The organism is Parabacteroides sp. TM07-1AC, from assembly GCF_003480915.1.
GTDB lineage: Bacteria > Bacteroidota > Bacteroidia > Bacteroidales > Tannerellaceae > Parabacteroides > Parabacteroides chongii.
This window is the reverse complement of the sequence record NZ_QUKD01000001.1, coordinates 43,044-64,069: the sequence shown is the minus strand read 5'-3', so window position 1 is coordinate 64,069 and position 21,026 is coordinate 43,044. Positions and strand designations below refer to the sequence as shown.

17 protein-coding genes are annotated in these 21,026 nt (G+C 38.6%); all 17 read right to left on the bottom strand.

The features are described 5' to 3' along the window. Positions 1–56 precede the first annotated feature (56 nt). Complete coding sequence (locus DXD68_RS00265; RefSeq protein WP_122359777.1) at positions 57–1,223, bottom strand: O-antigen ligase family protein; 1,167 nt, start codon at positions 1,221–1,223, stop codon at positions 57–59. Next, positions 1,207–2,310: a polysaccharide pyruvyl transferase family protein gene (locus DXD68_RS00260; RefSeq protein ID WP_147382965.1), complete on the bottom strand. Its 1,104-nt coding sequence runs from the start codon at positions 2,308–2,310 to the stop codon at positions 1,207–1,209. The genes DXD68_RS00265 and DXD68_RS00260 overlap by 17 nt, the downstream gene beginning before the upstream one ends. Beyond that, on the bottom strand, positions 2,307–3,512 hold the full coding sequence (locus tag DXD68_RS00255) for a Coenzyme F420 hydrogenase/dehydrogenase, beta subunit C-terminal domain (protein WP_122359775.1): 1,206 nt from the start codon (positions 3,510–3,512) through the stop codon (positions 2,307–2,309). The genes DXD68_RS00260 and DXD68_RS00255 overlap by 4 nt, the downstream gene beginning before the upstream one ends. Continuing rightward, positions 3,509–4,777, bottom strand: a complete 1,269-nt coding sequence (locus DXD68_RS00250) for a lipopolysaccharide biosynthesis protein (protein ID WP_122359774.1) — start codon at positions 4,775–4,777, stop codon at positions 3,509–3,511. Before DXD68_RS00250 ends, DXD68_RS00255 begins: the two co-directional genes overlap by 4 nt. A 12-nt stretch (positions 4,778–4,789) precedes the next feature. After that, the gene (locus tag DXD68_RS00245; protein ID WP_122359773.1) at positions 4,790–5,662 is read right to left on the bottom strand and encodes an ATP-grasp fold amidoligase family protein; all 873 of its coding nucleotides are present in this window, start codon (positions 5,660–5,662) and stop codon (positions 4,790–4,792) included. Position 5,663: 1 nt separating this feature from the next. Further along, entirely contained in the window at positions 5,664–6,407 is a 744-nt protein-coding gene (locus DXD68_RS00240) for a polysaccharide deacetylase family protein (RefSeq protein WP_122359772.1), read from the bottom strand. Between the two features lie 2 nt (positions 6,408–6,409). After that, a complete protein-coding gene (locus tag DXD68_RS00235; protein WP_122359771.1) occupies positions 6,410–7,612 on the bottom strand; it encodes a glycosyltransferase family 2 protein in 1,203 nt (400 codons plus the stop codon). A gap of 4 nt (positions 7,613–7,616) precedes the next feature. Further along, positions 7,617–8,531, bottom strand: coding sequence for a glycosyltransferase family 2 protein (locus DXD68_RS00230; RefSeq protein ID WP_122359770.1), 915 nt, complete (start codon positions 8,529–8,531; stop codon positions 7,617–7,619). A gap of 5 nt (positions 8,532–8,536) precedes the next feature. Continuing rightward, the gene (locus DXD68_RS00225) at positions 8,537–8,785 is read right to left on the bottom strand and encodes a hypothetical protein (RefSeq protein ID WP_122359769.1); all 249 of its coding nucleotides are present in this window, start codon (positions 8,783–8,785) and stop codon (positions 8,537–8,539) included. Between the two features lie 197 nt (positions 8,786–8,982). Next, positions 8,983–10,254 carry a nucleotide sugar dehydrogenase gene (locus DXD68_RS00220; protein ID WP_122359768.1) on the bottom strand — a complete coding sequence of 424 codons (1,272 nt, stop codon included), beginning with the start codon at positions 10,252–10,254 and terminating at the stop codon, positions 8,983–8,985. 111 nt (positions 10,255–10,365) lie between these two features. After that, positions 10,366–12,279, bottom strand: a complete 1,914-nt coding sequence (locus DXD68_RS00215) for a UDP-N-acetylglucosamine 4,6-dehydratase family protein (protein ID WP_122359767.1) — start codon at positions 12,277–12,279, stop codon at positions 10,366–10,368. Between the two features lie 461 nt (positions 12,280–12,740). After that, on the bottom strand, positions 12,741–14,984 hold the full coding sequence (locus DXD68_RS00210; RefSeq protein ID WP_122359766.1) for a GH92 family glycosyl hydrolase: 2,244 nt from the start codon (positions 14,982–14,984) through the stop codon (positions 12,741–12,743). Between the two features lie 71 nt (positions 14,985–15,055). After that, the gene (locus tag DXD68_RS00205; protein ID WP_122360471.1) at positions 15,056–17,230 is read right to left on the bottom strand and encodes a beta-N-acetylhexosaminidase; all 2,175 of its coding nucleotides are present in this window, start codon (positions 17,228–17,230) and stop codon (positions 15,056–15,058) included. A gap of 456 nt (positions 17,231–17,686) precedes the next feature. Then, positions 17,687–18,031, bottom strand: a complete 345-nt coding sequence (gene rplT / locus DXD68_RS00195; protein WP_022455800.1) for a 50S ribosomal protein L20 — start codon at positions 18,029–18,031, stop codon at positions 17,687–17,689. Positions 18,032–18,136: 105 nt separating this feature from the next. Beyond that, the gene (gene rpmI, locus DXD68_RS00190; protein WP_122359765.1) at positions 18,137–18,334 is read right to left on the bottom strand and encodes a 50S ribosomal protein L35; all 198 of its coding nucleotides are present in this window, start codon (positions 18,332–18,334) and stop codon (positions 18,137–18,139) included. A 53-nt stretch (positions 18,335–18,387) separates the two neighbouring features. Beyond that, on the bottom strand, positions 18,388–19,029 hold the full coding sequence (infC, locus tag DXD68_RS00185; RefSeq protein ID WP_122359764.1) for a translation initiation factor IF-3: 642 nt from the start codon (positions 19,027–19,029) through the stop codon (positions 18,388–18,390). A 33-nt stretch (positions 19,030–19,062) separates the two neighbouring features. Next, complete coding sequence (gene thrS, locus DXD68_RS00180) at positions 19,063–21,018, bottom strand: threonine--tRNA ligase (RefSeq protein ID WP_122359763.1); 1,956 nt, start codon at positions 21,016–21,018, stop codon at positions 19,063–19,065. Between the last annotated feature and the right edge of the window lie 8 nt (positions 21,019–21,026).

The window sequence follows — 21,026 nt, the reverse complement described above, 5'->3', positions numbered from 1 at the left end:
TTAGGTGAGGAGGTAAAACTATATAGCAGAAATCTATTTTACAAGAAGATTGTACTTCAATTCTTGCATAAATAATTACGTCTAAGAGATATACATTTAGCATCTACGTAACCTAAAACAGCTGTAATAAAAGGGAAATAAGCATATGAAGTAAATAAGTCTCCAACACTACCTACTACCAACAAAATTACGATTGAAGCTATTACACTCATTACATATTCAGGAGTTCTTTTCCTTGTAAACAAGTATAATTTGATTATATGTATCCAAAAAATAAAATATAGTATAACACCTACCAATCCGAATTCGATAAATAAAGTCAGGAAGTCATTATGCGAGGTTGTATGATGGGCTCTTGCCCAGGTACTATCAACTCCAGAACCAAATATAATCTCAAGGATATTACCATTTTCAATAGCATTTAAAGAATCTTTCCACACGTGATCTCTACCCGATCCTCGATCACTCTCAATAGCACTAATTCTATCCAAATTTAGCTCAATAAAGTCACTGAAATAATGCTGAATAACATATACACCAATCCCCCCTGCTATTAATAAGATAAATTTCGTTTTAAACGGTTTATTTTTCCCTATAAATTCATGAATTAAGAAAACAAATATAATTAAAAATATTGAAATTAACGCACTCCTCTTCATACCAAATATGCATGCTATAATAGCTATAAATAATAGCAAATAACGCCATACATTATTACGAATCAAAAAGATACCAGGGACACAGCAAAGAGGCCAAAAAACAAGATTTGTAATAGTAAATTCTCGACCAAACAAGAACTCAACATACAAACTATTCTGTAGCAGATAATAACAAGCAATTAGTAATAAAGAAGTAATTCCTAATTCTATGATAACATTAGATTTTTCACTCATCAATGTTGAGTAAAAGACGACAAAATAAACAGCCTCAAATATTACAATACGAAATACAGCAGACTTTTCCTCCCCTCCCAAACCTATTAAACAGAATATCCAACAATAGATAGTCCAAAACAAAAAGCATTTTAGCAAAGTATTTTTGTATAGAATTGGAGATCTAGAAAAAACATATATAGCTAATAATACAATTATTGCGCGTAAAACAGCAAGAATCGGTGAAAAATTAGCATATACCATAAATATCATAGAATTAGCCTCAAACAAACATAATACTATGAATAAAAGTCCCAATATAACAGTATATAACTTACTGGATTTTTTCATTTAGTATTTCATTATTTATAAAGCGGATAGAATTTACTAATATCCTAGAATAATCTATAGCTTGAAATTCTTGTGGCTGATTATATGTAAATTCAGATACTTTACCATTTTCAACTATTCTGTCTCTCAATCCTAGTTGACTTAATATACTGTAAATACGAGTGGCAGATGACATTGTAGCAATATATGTAAAAAACGGTTTACCCCAAATAAGAGAAAACATTGTACCGTGAAAAGAATCAGTAACCACATATTCAGCATTTTTGAACCAACCGACAAATTCACAAGGTCCAGCTGAATACACTTGAGTACAGCCTTTGTAAAATTTCGCGATATTACCTGTAACGCAAATTATTTTATACCCAGTAACCTGCTGTATTCTTTTTGCTATATGAATTAGATTATTACCACCATTCAAATCATAAACAAAAATATACTTTACCTTAATATTAGGTTGCACAGCAATTTTGCTCCAATCAGATGAAGACAATAGTAGTGTAGGATCTACTACAACAGGTATCTCCTTACCTGTGAGCTCTGATAATAAATTCGCACCGGTTACTTCTCTACAACTAAGCGCATCAAAATCACATATGAAATTACGAATAGACTCCTTCTGTTGTTGAGTGAATTTTGAAATTCCAAAACTAGGAGCATAAGCAACTTTTTTAGAGTCACCTTTAGGGAATTGAAGGTAATATATAGGCATATACTCACTCGTTGGATTAAACACCTGATCACTCCCCGAAACATGAATATCCTTCTTAGGTGGATTACTTAGGAGTTCGTCTACAGAACTATACGTTTGGGATAAGTTATAAAAATCCTGTTTAAACTTATGTGTTCTTTTTCTACGTTTTGATAAAGCACAATAATGTAACAAGGTTAAAAAAACAAACACCAGGTTTCGTAACAGACCTTCTCTAGGTTTAAAAAGTCTATCAGCCCGTAAGTGTTTGTCTGTTTTGAAATTAATAATCTCAACCTCGCAGTTCTTATATTTACTCAAAAATGTCTGTAACGCATACGCTTGTAACACTGCTCCATAGTTGTTGAGCATATATGTATAGATTCCTACCCTTTTCACAGCTCTATTTTTAATATCAGTCTTCTAATCAATGCCTTTAAAGAAAATATTATGTAATATTTCACATAACCTTTTACACCGTAATACTTACGTTTTGCTTTTTTATAGCCAAACTTGCGCATTAACCCTAGAAACTTCTCGCGCTCAGCTAATAAACGCAATTTATTTCTTTTGTTATATGGATCAGTCAAAACTCCATTTGGTAATTTCTCAACAAAATGGGTGCTTGCCAAATCTTTAAACAAACCGACCCATTTGGGGTTATTAAATTTAAGAAACGATATTCCTTTATTATCGTCAAGTTCTTTCTTATATTTATAAATATCCCAAAAATCACCAATTGTTACATCTGCCTCAGAATGATCTACTTGATGACAGTTATAACAACTCAATCTCAAACATATAGAACAATAAAAAAAATAATAATATCCAAAATAAAAAGATGAATTGGTATATATAATCTTTTTATTCCCGGATTTATAATCCACCTTCATTGTAGCACTGTGCCAATTATCATTTTTGTCATTTAATGCCTTATAACGAAAATCTACAGCTGTAACTTTTGATTTTGAATCTTCCAAAGTTCTTTTAAATGCAGTAAACAACTTGTTAGTGGGTACACCGTGACAAGCAAAGTCTATCAGTAACAATTTTTTATCAGAGATTTTTCTTAATGATAAATATTGACGTAAACCTGCAGCCTGACAAGGAGTTCCACAATATAAAACCATTCTATTAGCTTTCAGTTGTTGGGCAATTTCTCTAAAGCTGTCACCAACATATGATTCTACGTATTTTGACTTTCTTAATGGTGCTAGGCCACAATCGTCACTGCTAGTGACTTCCAATCTTTCACGTTCTGAATTATACCGACTGCCAAATACGATTCCACCATTATCAATAACATATTGAGCAAACAACGAAAATGCCCCCCCTGAACTAGACATCTGGCGAACGTGTTCATCCTTCTGCCAAAAGATATATGTATCGTTCGAAACTTCAGACAGATTGTTAGCCTGTGTAATTATGTGACAAGCCTTTTCGCAAAGATGGCACTCAACACACGAATCGGTTACCTGATACGGATAGTAGAAACCATCCGTATCTTCCACCATTGTAAGGCATTGTTTAGGACATACACTGACACATGCGCCACAGCCTGTGCATGTATCCTGAATATGTAGTATTTTAAGATCTCTCATTTTAAGAACTTATTTTTATTTATACATAGAAGTATTACATTGCCTAATGCAAATAATAAATAGCTTATTACAGTCCCCCATGCAGCACCTTGTGCGCCATATTGTGGTATTACATAAGAAAATAATAGAACTGTAAGTACGCTACCAATGATCTTATTAATAAGGGTGATGTTAGACAGTCCAGAGCCATAAGTTACTTGGGATATCTGATAATATATGGTAGACGTAATGATGGAAAGCGATAGTATACGCGTTAGATCAGTCGACTCGTCATAACGACCAGCAGTTAGAATATTTATTAAAATCGGACAAAATAAAACAAATAGCATTACAACTACAGAGACGAAAGCAACAACGAGAGTTATCATTTTTACAACCTTGCGAAGGTTTTTTTCAGCAATAGCTTTAAATATATCAGGCTGAAAAGTAGACTTAATAGCTGTAGCAAATATATTAAGATAACTAGACATTTGAAATGCGATCGCATATATGCCAAGTGCATATAAATCCTTATTGCGTTCCAAATAAATTTTATCATATCCATTTGCAAAGAATCCTAATGCACCCGCCATAGCTAAAGGTGTAGAATATTTAATTAAGGAATTAAGTATTGATGTATCATTCCTAAGAATAATAACATCCCGATATGACCATAGGCAATATCCTAAAAAGATAGTGTTCACCAATAACTGACCTACCATGTAACCAAAAGCACCCCATTTAAGTACAACCACAAAAGTAATAGATAAAATAGTGGCAATTACAGCCTGTATTAATGAAATCTTAAAAAAGCCCTTAGCATTACCATCAATTTTATAATCAGCTAGTTTGAACGAGTATACAAAACTTGTATAGATTTGAGCCATTTTTAATAATGCAAAAGGCCAAAAAGGTATACTTGCATCATAGGTGTTCATATATACCCACAAAATACAAAAACAGATTATTGAAGAACCTCCTGAAAATAAAATCAATAATTTCAATAATGAAGATTTTAGTTTTAGCAAATCTTCTCCTTTTAATAAATACCTATTCCGAAGATAATAATCAATAATAAAAAATCCGATTAATGGCGTGAATAGGTTAGCATAACCACTATAATAACCTAGAGTTGCATAATCCTCTGCTGACAAATTTAATGCTAACAGAGGATTTATTACAACAGCTAATAATGACGAAACAATTGTTGCAGTGAGATAAATACTTGCATTTTTTATATATGCATAGTAACTTTGATAATATCCCTTTAAAAGATTCATTTGCATATTGAAAGGTTATTATCTATTAAACAACTTTCCAATCTCATCAAGACCAAATTGATTATATGAAAACAGAATGCCACCTGCTGGACTAAATGTTAATTCCCCAAAATAAACTTTATCTTTATATTCATATAAATCTACACGTACACATTCAAAATCGCTTGATAATATTTTTGCAATTTCCACCATCTCCGAAAAACACTTAGGTTTTTCAGGAATACTTGAGGATTTATATGACTCTTTTGTATAAGGCAAAACATTCCATTTTTCATCAAGTCTGCATATTTTATGCCCGCCAACTTCGTCTCTATTAACCATTACAGAAATATCTCCTATTTTACCTTTTACACACATAAATTTATAATCTATAGGGAACTGACCTTCGCCAACATCAATCAACTCTTCCGCATAGATTAAAGGCTTTATAGCAAAGTAATGAGGTTCATAATGATATGCTGAATTCTCAAGAACAATTGACTTATCCATAATCTTACGCACTTCTTCTATATTGATCGCAGATTTATCGTGACAAAAAAAGTGTCCACCAGATCCATTATTAGGCTTCAGAGCAAATTTATTTGGTAAAAGATCAAAATTTATTTGGTCGCCAGTCTCCCACGCACCATATACATCTAACAAATGCCCCTCTAAGCCTTTTGACTTAATATATTCACGAACTCTCACCTTATCAGCCAAATCCGCATATCTAACAAACGATGACTTTACCATATCAGACAAAATATGCTCTGACAAATCTTTCGGTTTTTTTAAGCCAGGCCATTTACCTCGAACCCTCCAATAAGCATATTTGTACCATAATAGTATACCTGTTTTACCCAACTTATAAAGGTTAGCGCATAAAAAATCTGAAGGATGGAATATTTTCATATTATTTATGATTGAATTTTTTTATATATAATTTATGATGAATTCGAGGTAAAATAAAAAGACTTTTTAAAGATCTTTTGTATACCAATCCAGGAAACGTTGAGCAAGCTGTATTATATTGATTACACAATGATGTATATTTTACAACGTCCATATTAATAGATGGTGGTACTCCAAAGGGATATGCAAAATGTCTAATCTCTTTCTTAATTATAGCTTCAATTCTTTTTTTACAATCTCTAATTTCAACATCCAAATTCACAGATTTTTTACTTAACGTAGGATGCGACATTGTATGAGCACCTATCGTACATAAAGGGTCTTTGGATAATATCTCTAATTGAGAAGAAGATAAAAAACCAGGCTTGTCTATAAATCCAGTAGTAACGTATAGTATAAATGGAAGTTTGTTTTCTTTCAACAAGGGATACGCATTCAAATAAAAATTATCAGGTACATCGTCAAAAGATATTACTACTAGATTATTCTCGCCTTGCTGAACTTTGTCTAGCATCTCATCAAAAGAGACCACCCACCTGTTAGATTTAATAAGTTCAACAAAACTTCTAAACTCAGCATTTGTACATTTACATGAGTCAATAATATCATTGGAAACATCATCCCCTACATGATGAAACATCACAATAGCAGCACCTGTTCTTTTTTCATGAAAGATTTGTTGCAATCTAAAATGAATACTCCAAGAATAATATAGTAGCTTAGATTTCAATAAAGAAATATCCATATCTACTTCTTTTTCCTAAATAATATTTTCCACGTTTTTTTTATCTTATGTCTTACCATAACAAGAATCCACTTTGCACAATACATAACCATCAGTTTTGGATTGTGCTTACAATAAACATAAGACAATGCATCATATGAGAAGCTACTATTACCTTTACCTTTTTCGGATGTATCAAAAACCATAAGACCAGAACCTTGTATCTGGGCAATAGCATTCATCTCAATAGGATACATTCTTAATCCCCAAGATTTAATTACTTTATATGGAAGTCTCCTACACGATACGATATATCGTTTCTTTTTGATGTTTGGGTTATTGCCATATATATCTAAGCACAAATCTTCTTCAGGTACCCCAGCCCACTTATAAAAATCACAGTTATTCCCAAAAGAGTCATATTTTACCAAAACATTAGTATCTAACATTTTATACTCCTTAAAACCTAATTCCAATGAAACTTGAGCTAAATTCGTCTCAATATCGGCATGTTCTCCAATTGCCCCCATGTTTGTAACAAACGATACATAGGGATACACAAAGAACGTCCAACTCTCTACCATATAAGCATAATAAAAACGTGACCAAGCTCTAGACCATTTTTTTATACTTTCTGGCATAGAAACATCCGCATAGTCACGATCTTTATTGCTTATCATCCAACGTTCAAATCGATCCCACATAAAATCTGTAAAGCATTCACCACGGGTCTGAACATCTTGTAAAAGAAATACATCAGCCCCATTATTCAATGGGAAGAATGGAATATTTACATACTCGTAATTATGAGAGATATATAAAGAAATTCCAGAAATCAACTCATCATGACCATATTTATCAACTGCAGCAACTGTGTAATTATAAAAATTGGGAGCAACATAAGAGTCGTCTTCTAATATTATAATTGCTTTGAAATATTTAGTAAGCCGACCACATTTCAAAATATGATCTTTTAGACCTAAACGTTCTTCTTGAATAAAAACATATTTCTCACCATGTTTCCACTGGTAATTTCTTACATAATCATATAAGAGTATATCTCTACTTGCATCTATACAAAACACAATAGGGATGTCATTTGATGGGAACGAAGCTTTCTCTATAGAGGAGACTAACCGAATGATAGAATCTAAACGGTTATACCCTATACAAACGATAGCTATTCTTTCTTTATTTTGAATTGAATTTAAAACATTGTAATCCATACTTCTATTCTTTATACATTATTATTAAAATATGGAGCGGATAAACAAGGTTTTTAAGGGTTTTAGAAACTTTAAGTAGTCTGATATAGTTTTTACAAGCTTCTTTAAAATTCCTAAGACGAAGATTCGCCCCAACCAAACCACGATAATGAATTGCAGCAGATTTAGGATTTACTTTTATTACATCATCGTATACTGACAAAAAATAGCTATGAAACAGTAGCATCTTCTTTGCACCTTCAACCCCTTTGATCGTATTATCTGATAATCTTGCCAATGGGTGCTGGTATATCTTTACCAAAGATTGATCATATCTCTTTACTTTCCACCCCATTGCCAAAGCTTTTGTAGCCAATGCCCAATCTGAGAAATTGTTACCAATTCCGTCAATATATGATCCCCCTATGCTTTCAAAAGCACATCTTCTAAACATCATCGAGGGTGTACCACATACGACACTATCAGCTACAGCAAAAGGGAGGATTTCTTTACCACCCTCATAAGTAGCTTTATGGGTATATAAAAATTCACCACTCGAAGCATTGAAATAATCCATTGGACCATAAATAAACCCGAACGTAGAATCTAACGAAGATAAAAGTTCCAATTTTTTTTCTAGATTATGTGGAAGATATTCGTCATCATCATCCAAAAATGTGATGTATTGACCTTTTGATGCCAAAAAGCCTTGATGAAGTTGTTCAGCTCCACAATAATTCAAATAAATGTACTTAATCTTGCTATCCTTTTTAGTATATGCTGCTACAACCTCGGAAGTATTATCACTTGAATTTCCATCAACTATAATATGTTCATAATTAGTATATGTCTGCTTCTGAATACTCCTTATGCATTTATGAATTAATGATGCTCTATTACGAGTAATCGTAATAATAGAAATTAAAGGCTTTTCCTCCATTATGATCAGTTTTTTAAACTTTTCCCACCCATTTTGTTCACAATGTCTGTGTAGCTCTGAATAATCTTCACAACCTCGCTGCTAGCCACCTCTACATACACAAGGTTACCACAGCGACCATCTTTCACCATATTAACTGCACTGCCAACTACTAGTGAGAAGTTCTCCTCATCACCAATACCTGCAATGATTAACAGCTTCGATTTGCCATAATCTTGCCTTTTTACATTGTAATAATCAGTTCTTAAATTCATGATACTTTCTGTGTTAATCAGTAAAATCTGTGATTTATTACTCTACAAGATCACAGTTTGTATCTAGTCTGTTAAAATCAAAATCTCATTACAATACATCCCTGTAATTAAAACCTCAGTATTCTGTGAACGATTAGCACCAGCCAATGATTATATACAGATGCCCGCACTAAAGACATTATTTATGAAATATAATATTACAATCTTGCATCAATAATATCGCGTGGTAAAATACCCTTAACATCATAAACCACACCATTATCCTTGCAGAGTGAGCGAATATCAAGGTTTATAAACTGATTGTGTGCAACAGCGTTGATTATTGCATCATACTTCTCGCCAGTAGGGAGTTCTGTAACAATATCAATGCTGTATTCACGCTTAACCTTCTCAGGGTTAGCCCATGGATCATAAACAGTGATATTTTTAGTGAATTCTTCAAGAGTCTGATAGATATCAACAATCTTAGTGTTACGAACATCAGGACAGTTCTCTTTGAAAGTAATACCAAGAATAAGTATCTTGGCATCCTTTACCATAACCCCCTTCCTATTCATGCACTTCACAGTTTGGCTTGCCACATAAGCTCCCATACCATCGTTTAAGCGGCGAGCAGAATGCATGATGCGAGGAAGCACGCCATAAACCTGCGCCTTCTGAATAAGGTAGTATGGATCAACAGAGATACAGTGACCTCCAACGAGACCTGGGTTTAACTTGATGAAGTTCCACTTCGAAGATGCAGCTTCGATAACATCATGAGTATCAACCCCCATTGCATTGAAAATCTTAGCCAACTCATTCATGAAGGCAATATTGACGTCACGCTGTGAATTCTCGATAATCTTAGATGCCTCTGCAACCTTGATGCTTGAAGCCTTGTGGGTACCATTTAAGAGAACACTGTTATAAAGACTATCTACAATGTCAGCAATCTCAGGAGTAGAACCAGACGTTACCTTGCAGATTTTCTCTACAGTATGCTCCTTATCCCCGGGGTTGATTCGTTCCGGAGAGTAGCCAGCATAGAAGTCAACATTGAACTTGAGGCCAGATACCTTCTCTATAACAGGAATACATTCCTCTTCTGTTACACCAGGGTAAACAGTAGACTCATAGATTACAATGTCATCCTTAGAAATAACCTGACCTACAGAATCGCTTGCCTTCCAAAGAGGCTTGAGATCTGGTGTATTATCCTCGTTGACTGGAGTAGGTACAGCAACGATATAAACGTTACAATCCCTGATGTCCTCAAGGTTTGTGGTACACTTGAAACCATGGTTGTTGATTGCATCCTGAAGAAGTTCATCGCTCACTTCAAGAGTTGCATCATGACCTGTCATAAGTGCATCGACACGATGCTGATTCATATCAAAACCAATAGTTTCATATTTTGTTGAAAAAAGTCTTGCCAAAGGCAGTCCAACGTAACCGAGACCAATTACACAAATTTTATAAATTGTCATAATTATATTGTTTGTTTTTTATCTTAGGTTTTATACCCTTATTTGTAATTCATTTAAAGAACCAGTTATATCAATATTAACACATAACATATCAACAAATTAGCTACCAATCTATTTATCTAAAACTTCGTACTTCGAATTCTTACTCTTAAACTCCGGAACAATATCCTTCATCATCTTCACAGTTCCGATCTTATCTACACAAATAGCTAGGTGCACCAATGATTCCATCAATTCATCAATTTCTTTGAAATCATATTCTCTCACCTGGGCACGATATATTTTAGCGTTATTCGTAGGGAGGGTATTCTCTTTCGTTGCCAGAAGTTCTTCATATAGTTTCTCGCCGGGACGAAGACCGGTGTACTGGATTTCTATATCTTCATCGGGGATAAGACCTGCCAGTTCAATCATACGACGAGCCAGATCGGCGATCTTTACAGGAGAACCCATATCAAAGACAAATATCTCATTTCCCTTACCCATAAAGGCTGCTTCCAGTACCAAACGACATGCCTCCGGGATCGTCATGAAATAACGGATAATGTCCGGATGGGTGACTGTTAAAGGACCACCTTTCGCTAATTGCTCACGGAAACGGGGAATGACGGAGCCGTTACTGCCTAATACATTTCCAAAACGGGTTGTGATAAAATGGGTTTTACCCGGATGCAAACCTTTACTGATAGCGATGCTCAGGCTTTGTACATAGATTTCTGCCAGACGCTTGGAAGCTCCCATCACATTCGTCGGATTGACAGCTTTGTCGGTAGAAACCATAATGAACTTATCGACATTATACCTGACTGCCATATCCGCTACATTACGCGTACCGTATACATTCGTATGAACGGCTTCGCAAGGATTCTCCTCCATCAGAGGTACATGCTTATAGGCGGCAGCATGAAATACATACTGAGGCTGAAAACGACGGAAAACAGATTCAACACGATCAATCATCCGGATATCTCCCATTACAGGAGTAAATTCTACCTGAGGGAATTTTTCTTCCAGTTCCAGACGTATATTGTGCATGGGGGTTTCGGCACTGTCAAACAGAACCAGCTGCTTCAGGTCGAAGGTACATAACTGACGGCAAAGTTCGCTGCCTATAGAACCGGCTGCTCCGGTGACTAATACGACTTTTCCTTTCAGGGAAGCGACGATCTCTGTCATATTGATACAAATCTCCTCACGACCCAGCAAATCTTCTATATGTACTTCAGGCAGGTTATGAAAGTTGATTTTTCCTTTTTTCAGTTCGTCGACCGAAGGAAGTATCAACATACGAACTTTTTTCTTCTCACAGTAACGGACCAGACGTTCACTCTCCTCCTTTACCAAACGATAGTCGGTGAACAGAATAGCCTTGATATTTTTCCGGTTTACCAAATTGTTGAAATCGACCTGCTCCTTGATCGAATAGATACTGTATTTACCTGCACGCAAGGAGGTTCGATCACCAAAACGCAGGAATCCCGATACTTTATACAACAGTTTGTCACTCAGGGAAACATCGAATAAAAAAGTTCCGGTTTTGTCTCCCTGATAAATCAATAAATTCCCTTGGTTAGAAGAAACACTATTGACTATGATTGCATAGAAAACAATCATGAATACACGGAGAATTGTTAAAAGAAAGAATGTCAGAAATAAATCGACTACGGCTCCTAACGCCAATTCACGGGGAGATTGAAGCGTTGTAGTCATATAGACTAAAACAACAATGAAGAGTATCTTTATTAAAGAGGATAATGCCAGGCGACCGGCTTCCGTAAATGCGGAATGACGGATCACACCTTTATAGGTCCGGCATAGGTAGAAACTGCACAGACTGGCACAAAAGGATATAAATAATATGTGGAAAATGGATTCGTCTACAAGCTTTGTTCCCAGGATATACCACAAGAACGACAGAGAGGTCGAAGTAGCCAGTATTGACAGAAATAAATCAATAAATAAGACAATCCAACGGTTAAAAAATTTAACTCGCGACAATACTAGTGCAAAATCATTGATAATCATAAGTTGTAAATTAGGGGTATTATGTAAAAAAGTTCGTCAGTCCCAAACGGCCAACCTACATAAACATCTGAATAACTTATACTTAAAGGTTATTGGAATGACTAAAAAAAACGTTCCTTTTTTCTAGTCATTTTTGTTTGGTGAATTTTTGTTAACCCATGATTGATGCGGTATCTTGAAAAAAGTAGATTAAAACATTGAATAACAAATAGATAAAATTACCGAAATGCTTTGTATTTCAACAAATATCGATTACATTTGCAGCACAAAAAAAATGACTAGAAAAAAGGAACGTTTTTTCTAGTCATTTTGAATTTTAGGGCTTTTCAAAACCTTAAAATATTTACATTTTGAAACATATCAACCCTCTATATTTATATACAACATAGTTTTTTCAATACAAAAAAGCCCTGAGAAGCATTATTACTCCCCAGGGCTTTCTTCTAAAAAATAGCTATCTTTTATTTATGTGTATCTTCCAATGTAAATTTCAACGTTCCGGCATTTACCAGCTCTTCCTGTGAAATGGTGTAACCTTTCAGTTTCTTTCCGTCGGCAGTCACATCTTTGATGTAGATGTCTTCCGGTATCTGGTGCATAGATTCGATTACCAACTCACCTTTGGGATAGAATTTCTTATTCAAATCGATGGTTACCTTGTTGAAGGTCGGTGAAGTTAGTACATAGTCCATATCTCCCGGACAAGCAGGATAGAATCCCATCATGGAGAATACAGCCCAGGTAGACATTGTTCCGGTATCGTCATTGCCAGGAAGGCCATTCGGTGCATTGTGATAATACTTGCTTAACAATTCGCGGACTGTTTTTTGGGTACGCCATGCTTCGCCTTTGAAGTAGCTGAACAGATAAGGATAAGCGATATCTGGTTCGTTAGCCATATCGTAGTGGCCTTCGTCGAACACCATCTGCAGTTTATCGACAAACTTCTTCTGACCACCCATCAGCTTAACCAGGCCAGGGATATCGTGAGGAACATAGAATGTATAGTTCCAGGCACTTCCTTCATGGAAACCAGGATTCGGTTCGAAGTTCTCTCCCTGTTTCGGGTTGAACGGAGAATAGAATGTACCGTCAGGCAAAAGCGGACGAAGGGTTCCGAACTCTTTGCTGTAATAGTTCTTATATCCCATCGAACGGTCATAGAAAAGTTTGGCATCTTCTTTCTTTCCTAAAGCTTTGGCAAACTGGGAAAGATTCCAGTCGGCGATATAATATTCCAGGGCATGGGATACCGAGTTGTCGTATTGTTCACGCAGAGGAACATAGCCCTTGCTCATATAATCGTTATTGTCCGGACGAAGCAGATTGAACTCACCCGGAGTCGTAGCCCCTTTACGCATCGCTTCGTAAGCAGTTTCAACGTCGAAATCACGAAGACCGCGCATCCAGGCATCCACTATATAAGGTATAGAAGGATCGCCTTCCATCGTGAGGGTCTCACGTCCGTAAAGCTCCCACTTGGGCAGCCATCCGCTTTCCTTATACATATCGACCATCGTACGGATAATGTCGAGCTGGCGTTCGGGGAAAAGAAGAGTCATCAGGGTACTTACGTTACGGTAGGTATCCCACAAGGAGAACACCGTGTAACGGTTGCCTGTCGTATGACCTACTTTCAGGCTTTCCATCATCGGATATTCTCCGTTTACGTCCTGGATAATGTTCGGATGGATCAACAGGTGATACAAAGCTGTATAGAAGATCGTTTTATCGTCTTTGGAGCCACCTTCCACCTTTACGCGGGACAGATCGCTGTTCCACATATTGCTGGCTGCCGCTTTGACTTTATCGAAGTTGAAGTCCGGCTGTTCGGTGTTCATATTCAGGCGGGCATTTTCGATGCTGACGAAAGAGACACCCATCTTCACCTCGATGGCTTCGTTTTCTTCCGTATCGTAGGTAAACCATACACCAATATCGTCACCGCTCATGTCGCGGTTATACTTGGTATACAATTTATATTTGCCGGAATAAATATCCCATTCTGCTTCCACGCCTTTCATCTCACGCTGTTTCTTCCAGTATCCCATCGACTTGGGGGCTTTGCTGACTTTCATAACGAAATAGATCGGGAATACCGCCTGCGGATTATAGCAGAAAGTGCCCAGCAACTTACTTCCTTCAATCTCGGTTTCGTTGACGATACGGACAGTCGCACCGGTTTCGTTGGTCAATCCTTCACCCAGGTTCAGGAGGATATTGCCCTGACCTTTCGGGAAAGTGAAACGGCTAAGGCCAGTACGCATAGTGGCTGTCGCTTCTGTCTTGATATTATATTTTGTCAGGACATTGCTGTAATACCCCGGATGGGCTACTTCGTCTTTATACTTACTGCCATACTCACGGTAATCGACCTTCAGATCGCCCGCTGTAGGCATCAGCAAAAGACTGCCCAGTTCAGGACAACCGACACCGCTCAAATTGACATGGGCAAACCCTGTCATGAAATCATTGTCGGAAGAGTATGGAGTGGACCACCACTGGCTGTCTTTATCGAAACGGTTACTCTCCGATCCCATCACATTGAACGGAGTGACACTCATCATACCCTGGGGACAGATAGCTCCGGGATTGGTCGTCCCGTAGTTGCTGGTCCCGATAAACGGGTTTACATAATCTACCGGCTGTTGTGCTGCCGCCATCAGGCTACCACACAGCAGGAGGCTCATTACTTGCTTCTTCATTCTCGATTTATTTAATTAATTAATAATATGCTAATTTGAAAATGTGTCAATATGCCAATGAGAATACAAACTTACCAGACAACGATTTCATCCACAAAGATAAATCCTTTGTTGGCTTCGTCGGCTTTCAGGCGGACGTAACGGGCTTTCCAGTCTCCCTGGAAGGTATATTCCTGGAAAGAGAGATCGGAATCCTTGTTGGAAATGGTTGTCGGGATAATTCCCCTGGAAGTGAAGTTCGTTCCGTCTTCGGAAGTCAGCAGCTCGACACTTGCCGGTTGGTAAACACCCGGACCGATCAATTGCATGAAGCGGGCGGATACTTTGCGGATATCGGTCACTTCCTCCATATCGATCACACAGTCGAGGTCGTTCAAGTATCCCTGCCAGCGGCCATCCAGATAAGTCAGTCCGCCACGGTATCCGTCGATCAAGGCATTCATACCTCCTGCCATATAACCGGAATATAACTTACTATTATAATGTATAGGCTTATTGATCGCGCGGTGATAGTCGACTTTCTTTTCTGTCGGGGTTCCCTGCAACTCGCCGTTGCGGAAGATAGCAGCCTTGACATCTGCAGAGTCTTTCACCAAAATCATACCGTCATAAAGAGCGGAAGAAGCAGTCGGAACCGTACCGTCTGTCGTATAGCGGATCTCTGCCGGATATTTCTCGGCATCCAGGAATACTTCGATCTGTTTATTGACCGTATCGACAGACATGGTCACTTCCAGTTCGTCAGAAAGGGTAAAGGTGTTGATACCCATCTGTTGCAATTTCGAAATATGAGCATTCATACGCGGTTTGAAGTCATTCCATTCGCGTTTCTCCTGGGGAGTCCAGCCTATCTCGGCAACAGCTAGTGCACGGGGGAACATCATATATTCCAGATGTTTCTCATTGGTGATATATTCTGTCCAGGTGTTGGCCTGTACACCCATGATGTGCCGGCTTTCCTCTGCAGTCAGCGAATCGACCGGAACAGGATTGTAGCTATATACTTTCTTGATCGGGGTATAGCCGCCTATAGCATAAGGCTGTGTTTTCGGGTCAGCCTGATAAAAGTCCAAATACATATAATTACCCGGTGTCATCACGACATCATGTCCCATACGGGCCGATTTGATTCCACCGCTTTCACCCCGCCAGGACATAACGGTCGCTTCCGGAGCAAGACCACCTTCCAGTATCTCGTCCCAGCCGATCAGCTTACGGCCTTTGGAGATCAGATGTTCTTCTGCCTTATGTATCATATAGCTCTGCAGCTCATCCACACTCTTCATGCCGTTCTTTTTCATCAAAGCCTGGCATTTAGGACAGGTTTTCCAGGCTCCTTTACCAGCTTCATCACCTCCTACATGGATATATTCAGAGGGGAAAAGTTCGATCACTTCATCCAGCACATCTTCCATAAAGGTAAATGACTTCGGATTGCCGATACAAAAATCGCCATTCTTATAAGGTTGACCGGAACAGCTTAACTCCGGATAAGCGAACAGCACTTCTTCGGAATGACCGGGAAATTCGATCTCAGGTATTACATTTATATGTTTAGAGGCTGCATAAGCAACGATCTCGCGTACATCATCCTTGGTATAGTAGCCGCCATAAGCTCCCTCAGTCCCCTCGGGAAGGTATTTACGGTCTTTTCCGTCCCACCATTTCCGCCAGTCGGATTCCGTACGGAAAGCAGTCTCTGTCGTCAGCCTGGGATATTTATCCATCCGGATACGCCAGCCACCGGCATCCGTAAGATGCATATGCAGGTTATTGAGCTTGTAAAAGGACATCACATCCAGCAACTTGAATACTTCTTCTTTCGGGAAGAAATGGCGGGATACGTCCAAATGTAATCCGCGATACTTGAGACGAGGTTCGTCCTGTATGGAAACATAAGGAATGCCCTGGGGGGTAAATAACTGGCGGAGAGTTTGTTCTCCGTAAAAGAGTCCAGTTTCGGTAGCCGCTTTCAGGTCGATACCTTTGTCAGATACTGTAAGCTGGTATCCTTCCGGATTTCCGCCTATGGATTGGTCCACGGTAAAATGAACATTTGCAGGTTTTTCCGCTGAGAAGACTGCTGCACTGTCAACTTTGAAAAAACCACCTGACGCAGCAAGCTGTGCCGGCAAAGGGATTACATTCAACTGCACTGTTTCCTTCGGAGCGCAAGCCGCAAGGAACAAAGAACATGCAATGGTAAGACCCGCCATCGTCATGCGCGATTGTTTTGGCAATAACATCATACTTTATTTTTTTGTGTATTTATTCTTGGTGCGGTAAATATACAAAAAAAAGGGAAAATCCTGTAAGAGATTTTCCCTTTATATGAGAAGAAAGCCGCACCGTAGATATGAACAAACTCCGTATGACAGGATTTGAGTGCTTTGCCACCTTTGTAATCCGCTGTGCGATGCATGCCCCGAAGGGTGCGGCCCGCCATTGGCGACAAGAGCTATGTCTCGGAATTAAAATAAACTGATGAGTTTCCCAATCGAACAAGTGCGGCTAACTCATTTTTCTTATTACAAAGATATGTAAAGCCTTTGAATCTTCCAAACAAAATGTCAATATTTTCCCCTTAAATAATGAATAAAAAAGTGAAGTGTCAGTGTTTCAGAAGGTATGAATTGTAAAAAGCTAACAAAAAAAGGGTCCCGATATCGGGACCCTTCTTCTATTGACATTTATATATCAATTTACTTTACTTTCGCTACGATTGCTTTGAAAGCTTCCGGATGGTTTACAGCCAGGTCTGCCAACACTTTACGGTTGATCTCGATACCTGCAGCATGCAAAGCGCCCATCAAACGTGAGTAAGACATACCTTCCAGACGAGCGGCAGCATTGATACGCTGGATCCACAATGCGCGGAAGTTACGTTTCTTGTTACGACGGTCACGGAATGCATAAGTCAAACCTTTTTCCCAGGTATTTTTAGCTACGGTCCACACATTCTTACGTGCACCATAATAACCTCTGGTAAGTTTTAAAATCCGTTTTCTTTTTGCTCTTGAAGCAACATGATTTACTGATCTAGGCATAATTCTAATCTGTTTTGAATGTTAGCGTCATCCTTTAGATGATCTTACTTGCTAAATACATTCGGTTAATAAAAATCTTTGTAAAACTCGCTTAATTTAAGAAGATTACTTCATGCCAAGCATTAGCTTAACAGTGTTTACATCTACAGAAGCAACAAGGCCAGTGTGAGTAAGGTTTCTCTTAGCTTTTTTAGTCTTCTTAGTCAAAATATGACTTTTAAAAGCGTGTTTTCTTTTGATCTTTCCTGTTCCGGTAAGGGCGAACCTCTTTTTGGCACCGGAATTAGTCTTCATCTTAGGCATTTTCCAATTTTGTTTTAATTATTAAACTTGACACCCTCTAACGGGCGGTTTTTTTATTCTTTGTTTCCTTCTGCGCCGGATTCATTTCTCGGCTTCAAAGTTATAACTTTCTTAACCACAGGCTTTGCAGGCTCACCGGAAGCTGCTGGTTTCGGAGCGGTAGCAGGAGCTCCGGCCTTTTTCGGTGTCAGCATGATGATCATGCGTTTACCTTCCAATACCGGCAATTGTTCTACTTTACCGTAGTCTTCCAAATCATTGGCAAAACGAAGTAACAATACTTCCCCCTGCTCCTTGAAAAGGATCGAGCGTCCTTTAAAGAACACATAGGCTTTCACCTTAGAACCTTCTTCCAAAAATCCTTTGGCATGCTTCAGTTTAAAGTTATAATCATGATCGTCAGTCTGAGGTCCGAAACGAATCTCCTTCACTACAACCTTAACTGACTTCGCTTTCTGCTCTTTCTGTCTTTTCTTCTGCTGATAGAGGAATTTCTGGTAATCGGTTACTCTACAAACGGGGGGCGCAGCATTGGGTGAAATCTCAACCAGGTCCAGTCCCAAATCTTCAGCTATTTTTAAAGCCTGCGATGTCGGGTATACGCCCTGTTCTACATTGTCACCTACTAGACGAACTTCACGAACACGAATACGTTCGTTGATTCTATACTGTTCTTTCAGATTGTCATTCTTCATTCAAAAAGATTTATTCTCCTCGTTATTAGTTATTTATTTATTACTTTTTTGCCAACGATTCATCATGTCCTCTACTTCATCGTTCAAAAGCGCTGCAAAGGTAGCAATTTTCATCGAACCTTTATCACCTTCGCCCTGTTTTCTTACAGAAACTTCATTATTTTCTGCTTCTTTTTCTCCGACGATGAGCATATAAGGAATGCGTTTCAACTCGTTATCACGAATTTTACGACCAATTTTCTCGTTTCTGTCGTCTACCAGCACACGAATATCCTGTTCTTCCAATTGACGGGCGATATCCCAGGCATACTCATTGAATTTTTCACTGATAGGCATGATACATACCTGATCCGGAGTCAGCCACAGCGGGAACTTACCGCCTGTATGCTCGATCAATACAGCTACGAAACGTTCCATTGAACCGAACGGTGCACGATGGATCATTACAGGACGATGCTTTTTGTTGTCTTCGCCCGTATATTCCAGTTCGAAACGTTCCGGCAGGTTATAGTCTACCTGGATAGTTCCCAGCTGCCAACGACGACCGATCGCATCTTTCACCATAAAGTCGAGCTTCGGACCATAGAAAGCTGCTTCACCATATTCGATCTTCGCCTTCAGGCCTTTTTCCTGACAAGCTTCAATGATCGCTGTTTCTGCTTTTTCCCAGTTTTCTTCCGAACCGATATATTTATCTCTGTTTACTTTATCACGCAAGGAAATCTGTGCTTCGAAGTTTTCGAAATCCAACGCCTTAAAGATGATAAAGATAATATCCATTACCTTCAGGAATTCGTCTTTCAACTGATCCGGACGACAGAACAGGTGAGCATCATCCTGCGTAAAACCACGAACCCTTGTCAAACCGTGCAACTCACCGCTCTGTTCGTAACGATATACAGTTCCGAACTCAGCAAAACGCAAAGGCAGATCTTTGTATGAACGCGGGAACGACTTGAAGATCTCACAGTGGTGAGGACAGTTCATCGGTTTCAACAGAAATTCTTCGCCTTCCTGCGGAGTATGGATCGGCTGGAATGAATCCTTACCGTATTTTGCATAGTGACCGGAAGTTACATACAACTGTTTTCCTCCGATGTGCGGAGTCATCACCTGCTGATAACCGTATTTCTTCTGGATACGTTTCAGGAAATCTTCCAATTTCAGACGCAACTGAGTACCGCGAGGCAACCATAAAGGCAGACCTGCTCCTACTGCAGTAGAGAATGTAAACAATTCCAATTCTTTACCGATCTTACGGTGGTCACGTTTTTTAGCTTCTTCCATCAATGCCAGGTATTCATCCAGCATTTTCTTTTTCGGGAAAGTGATACCATACAAACGAACCAACTGTTTACGTTTTTCATCGCCACGCCAGTAAGCACCGGCTACGCTCAGAATCTTAACAGCTTTCAGATAGGATGTGTTAGGCAAGTGAGGACCACGGCACAGGTCGGTAAAAGAGCCCTGTGTATAAGTGGTAATCTTACCGTCTTCCAATTCACTGATCAACTCAGTTTTATATTCTTCACCTCTGTCACCGAACATTTTCAGGGCATCAGCCTTGGAAATATCCTGACGTTTGATTTCTTCTTTTCTGGCTACCAGTTCAAGCATTTTTGCTTCAATAGCAGCAAAATCGCCTTCTTTGATTGTAGCTTCACCCGGATCTACGTCATAGTAGAATCCATTTTCGATAGCCGGACCGATACCGAACTTGATACCTGGATAAAGTTCCTGCAGGGCCTCTGCCATCAGGTGGGCACTTGAGTGCCAGAATGCATGCTTACCTTCTTCGTCATCCCACTTCAGCAGTTTCACTGATGAATCCTGCATAATAGGACGAGACAGGTCCCATGTTTCTCCGTTCACACTCGCGGCCAAAACTTCCTGAGCTAAACGGGAACTGATACTTTCTGCGATCTGCATGGCAGTAGTTCCTTCAGCGTATTCTCTTACGGAATTATCCGGAAATGTAATCTTTATCATAATCTGTT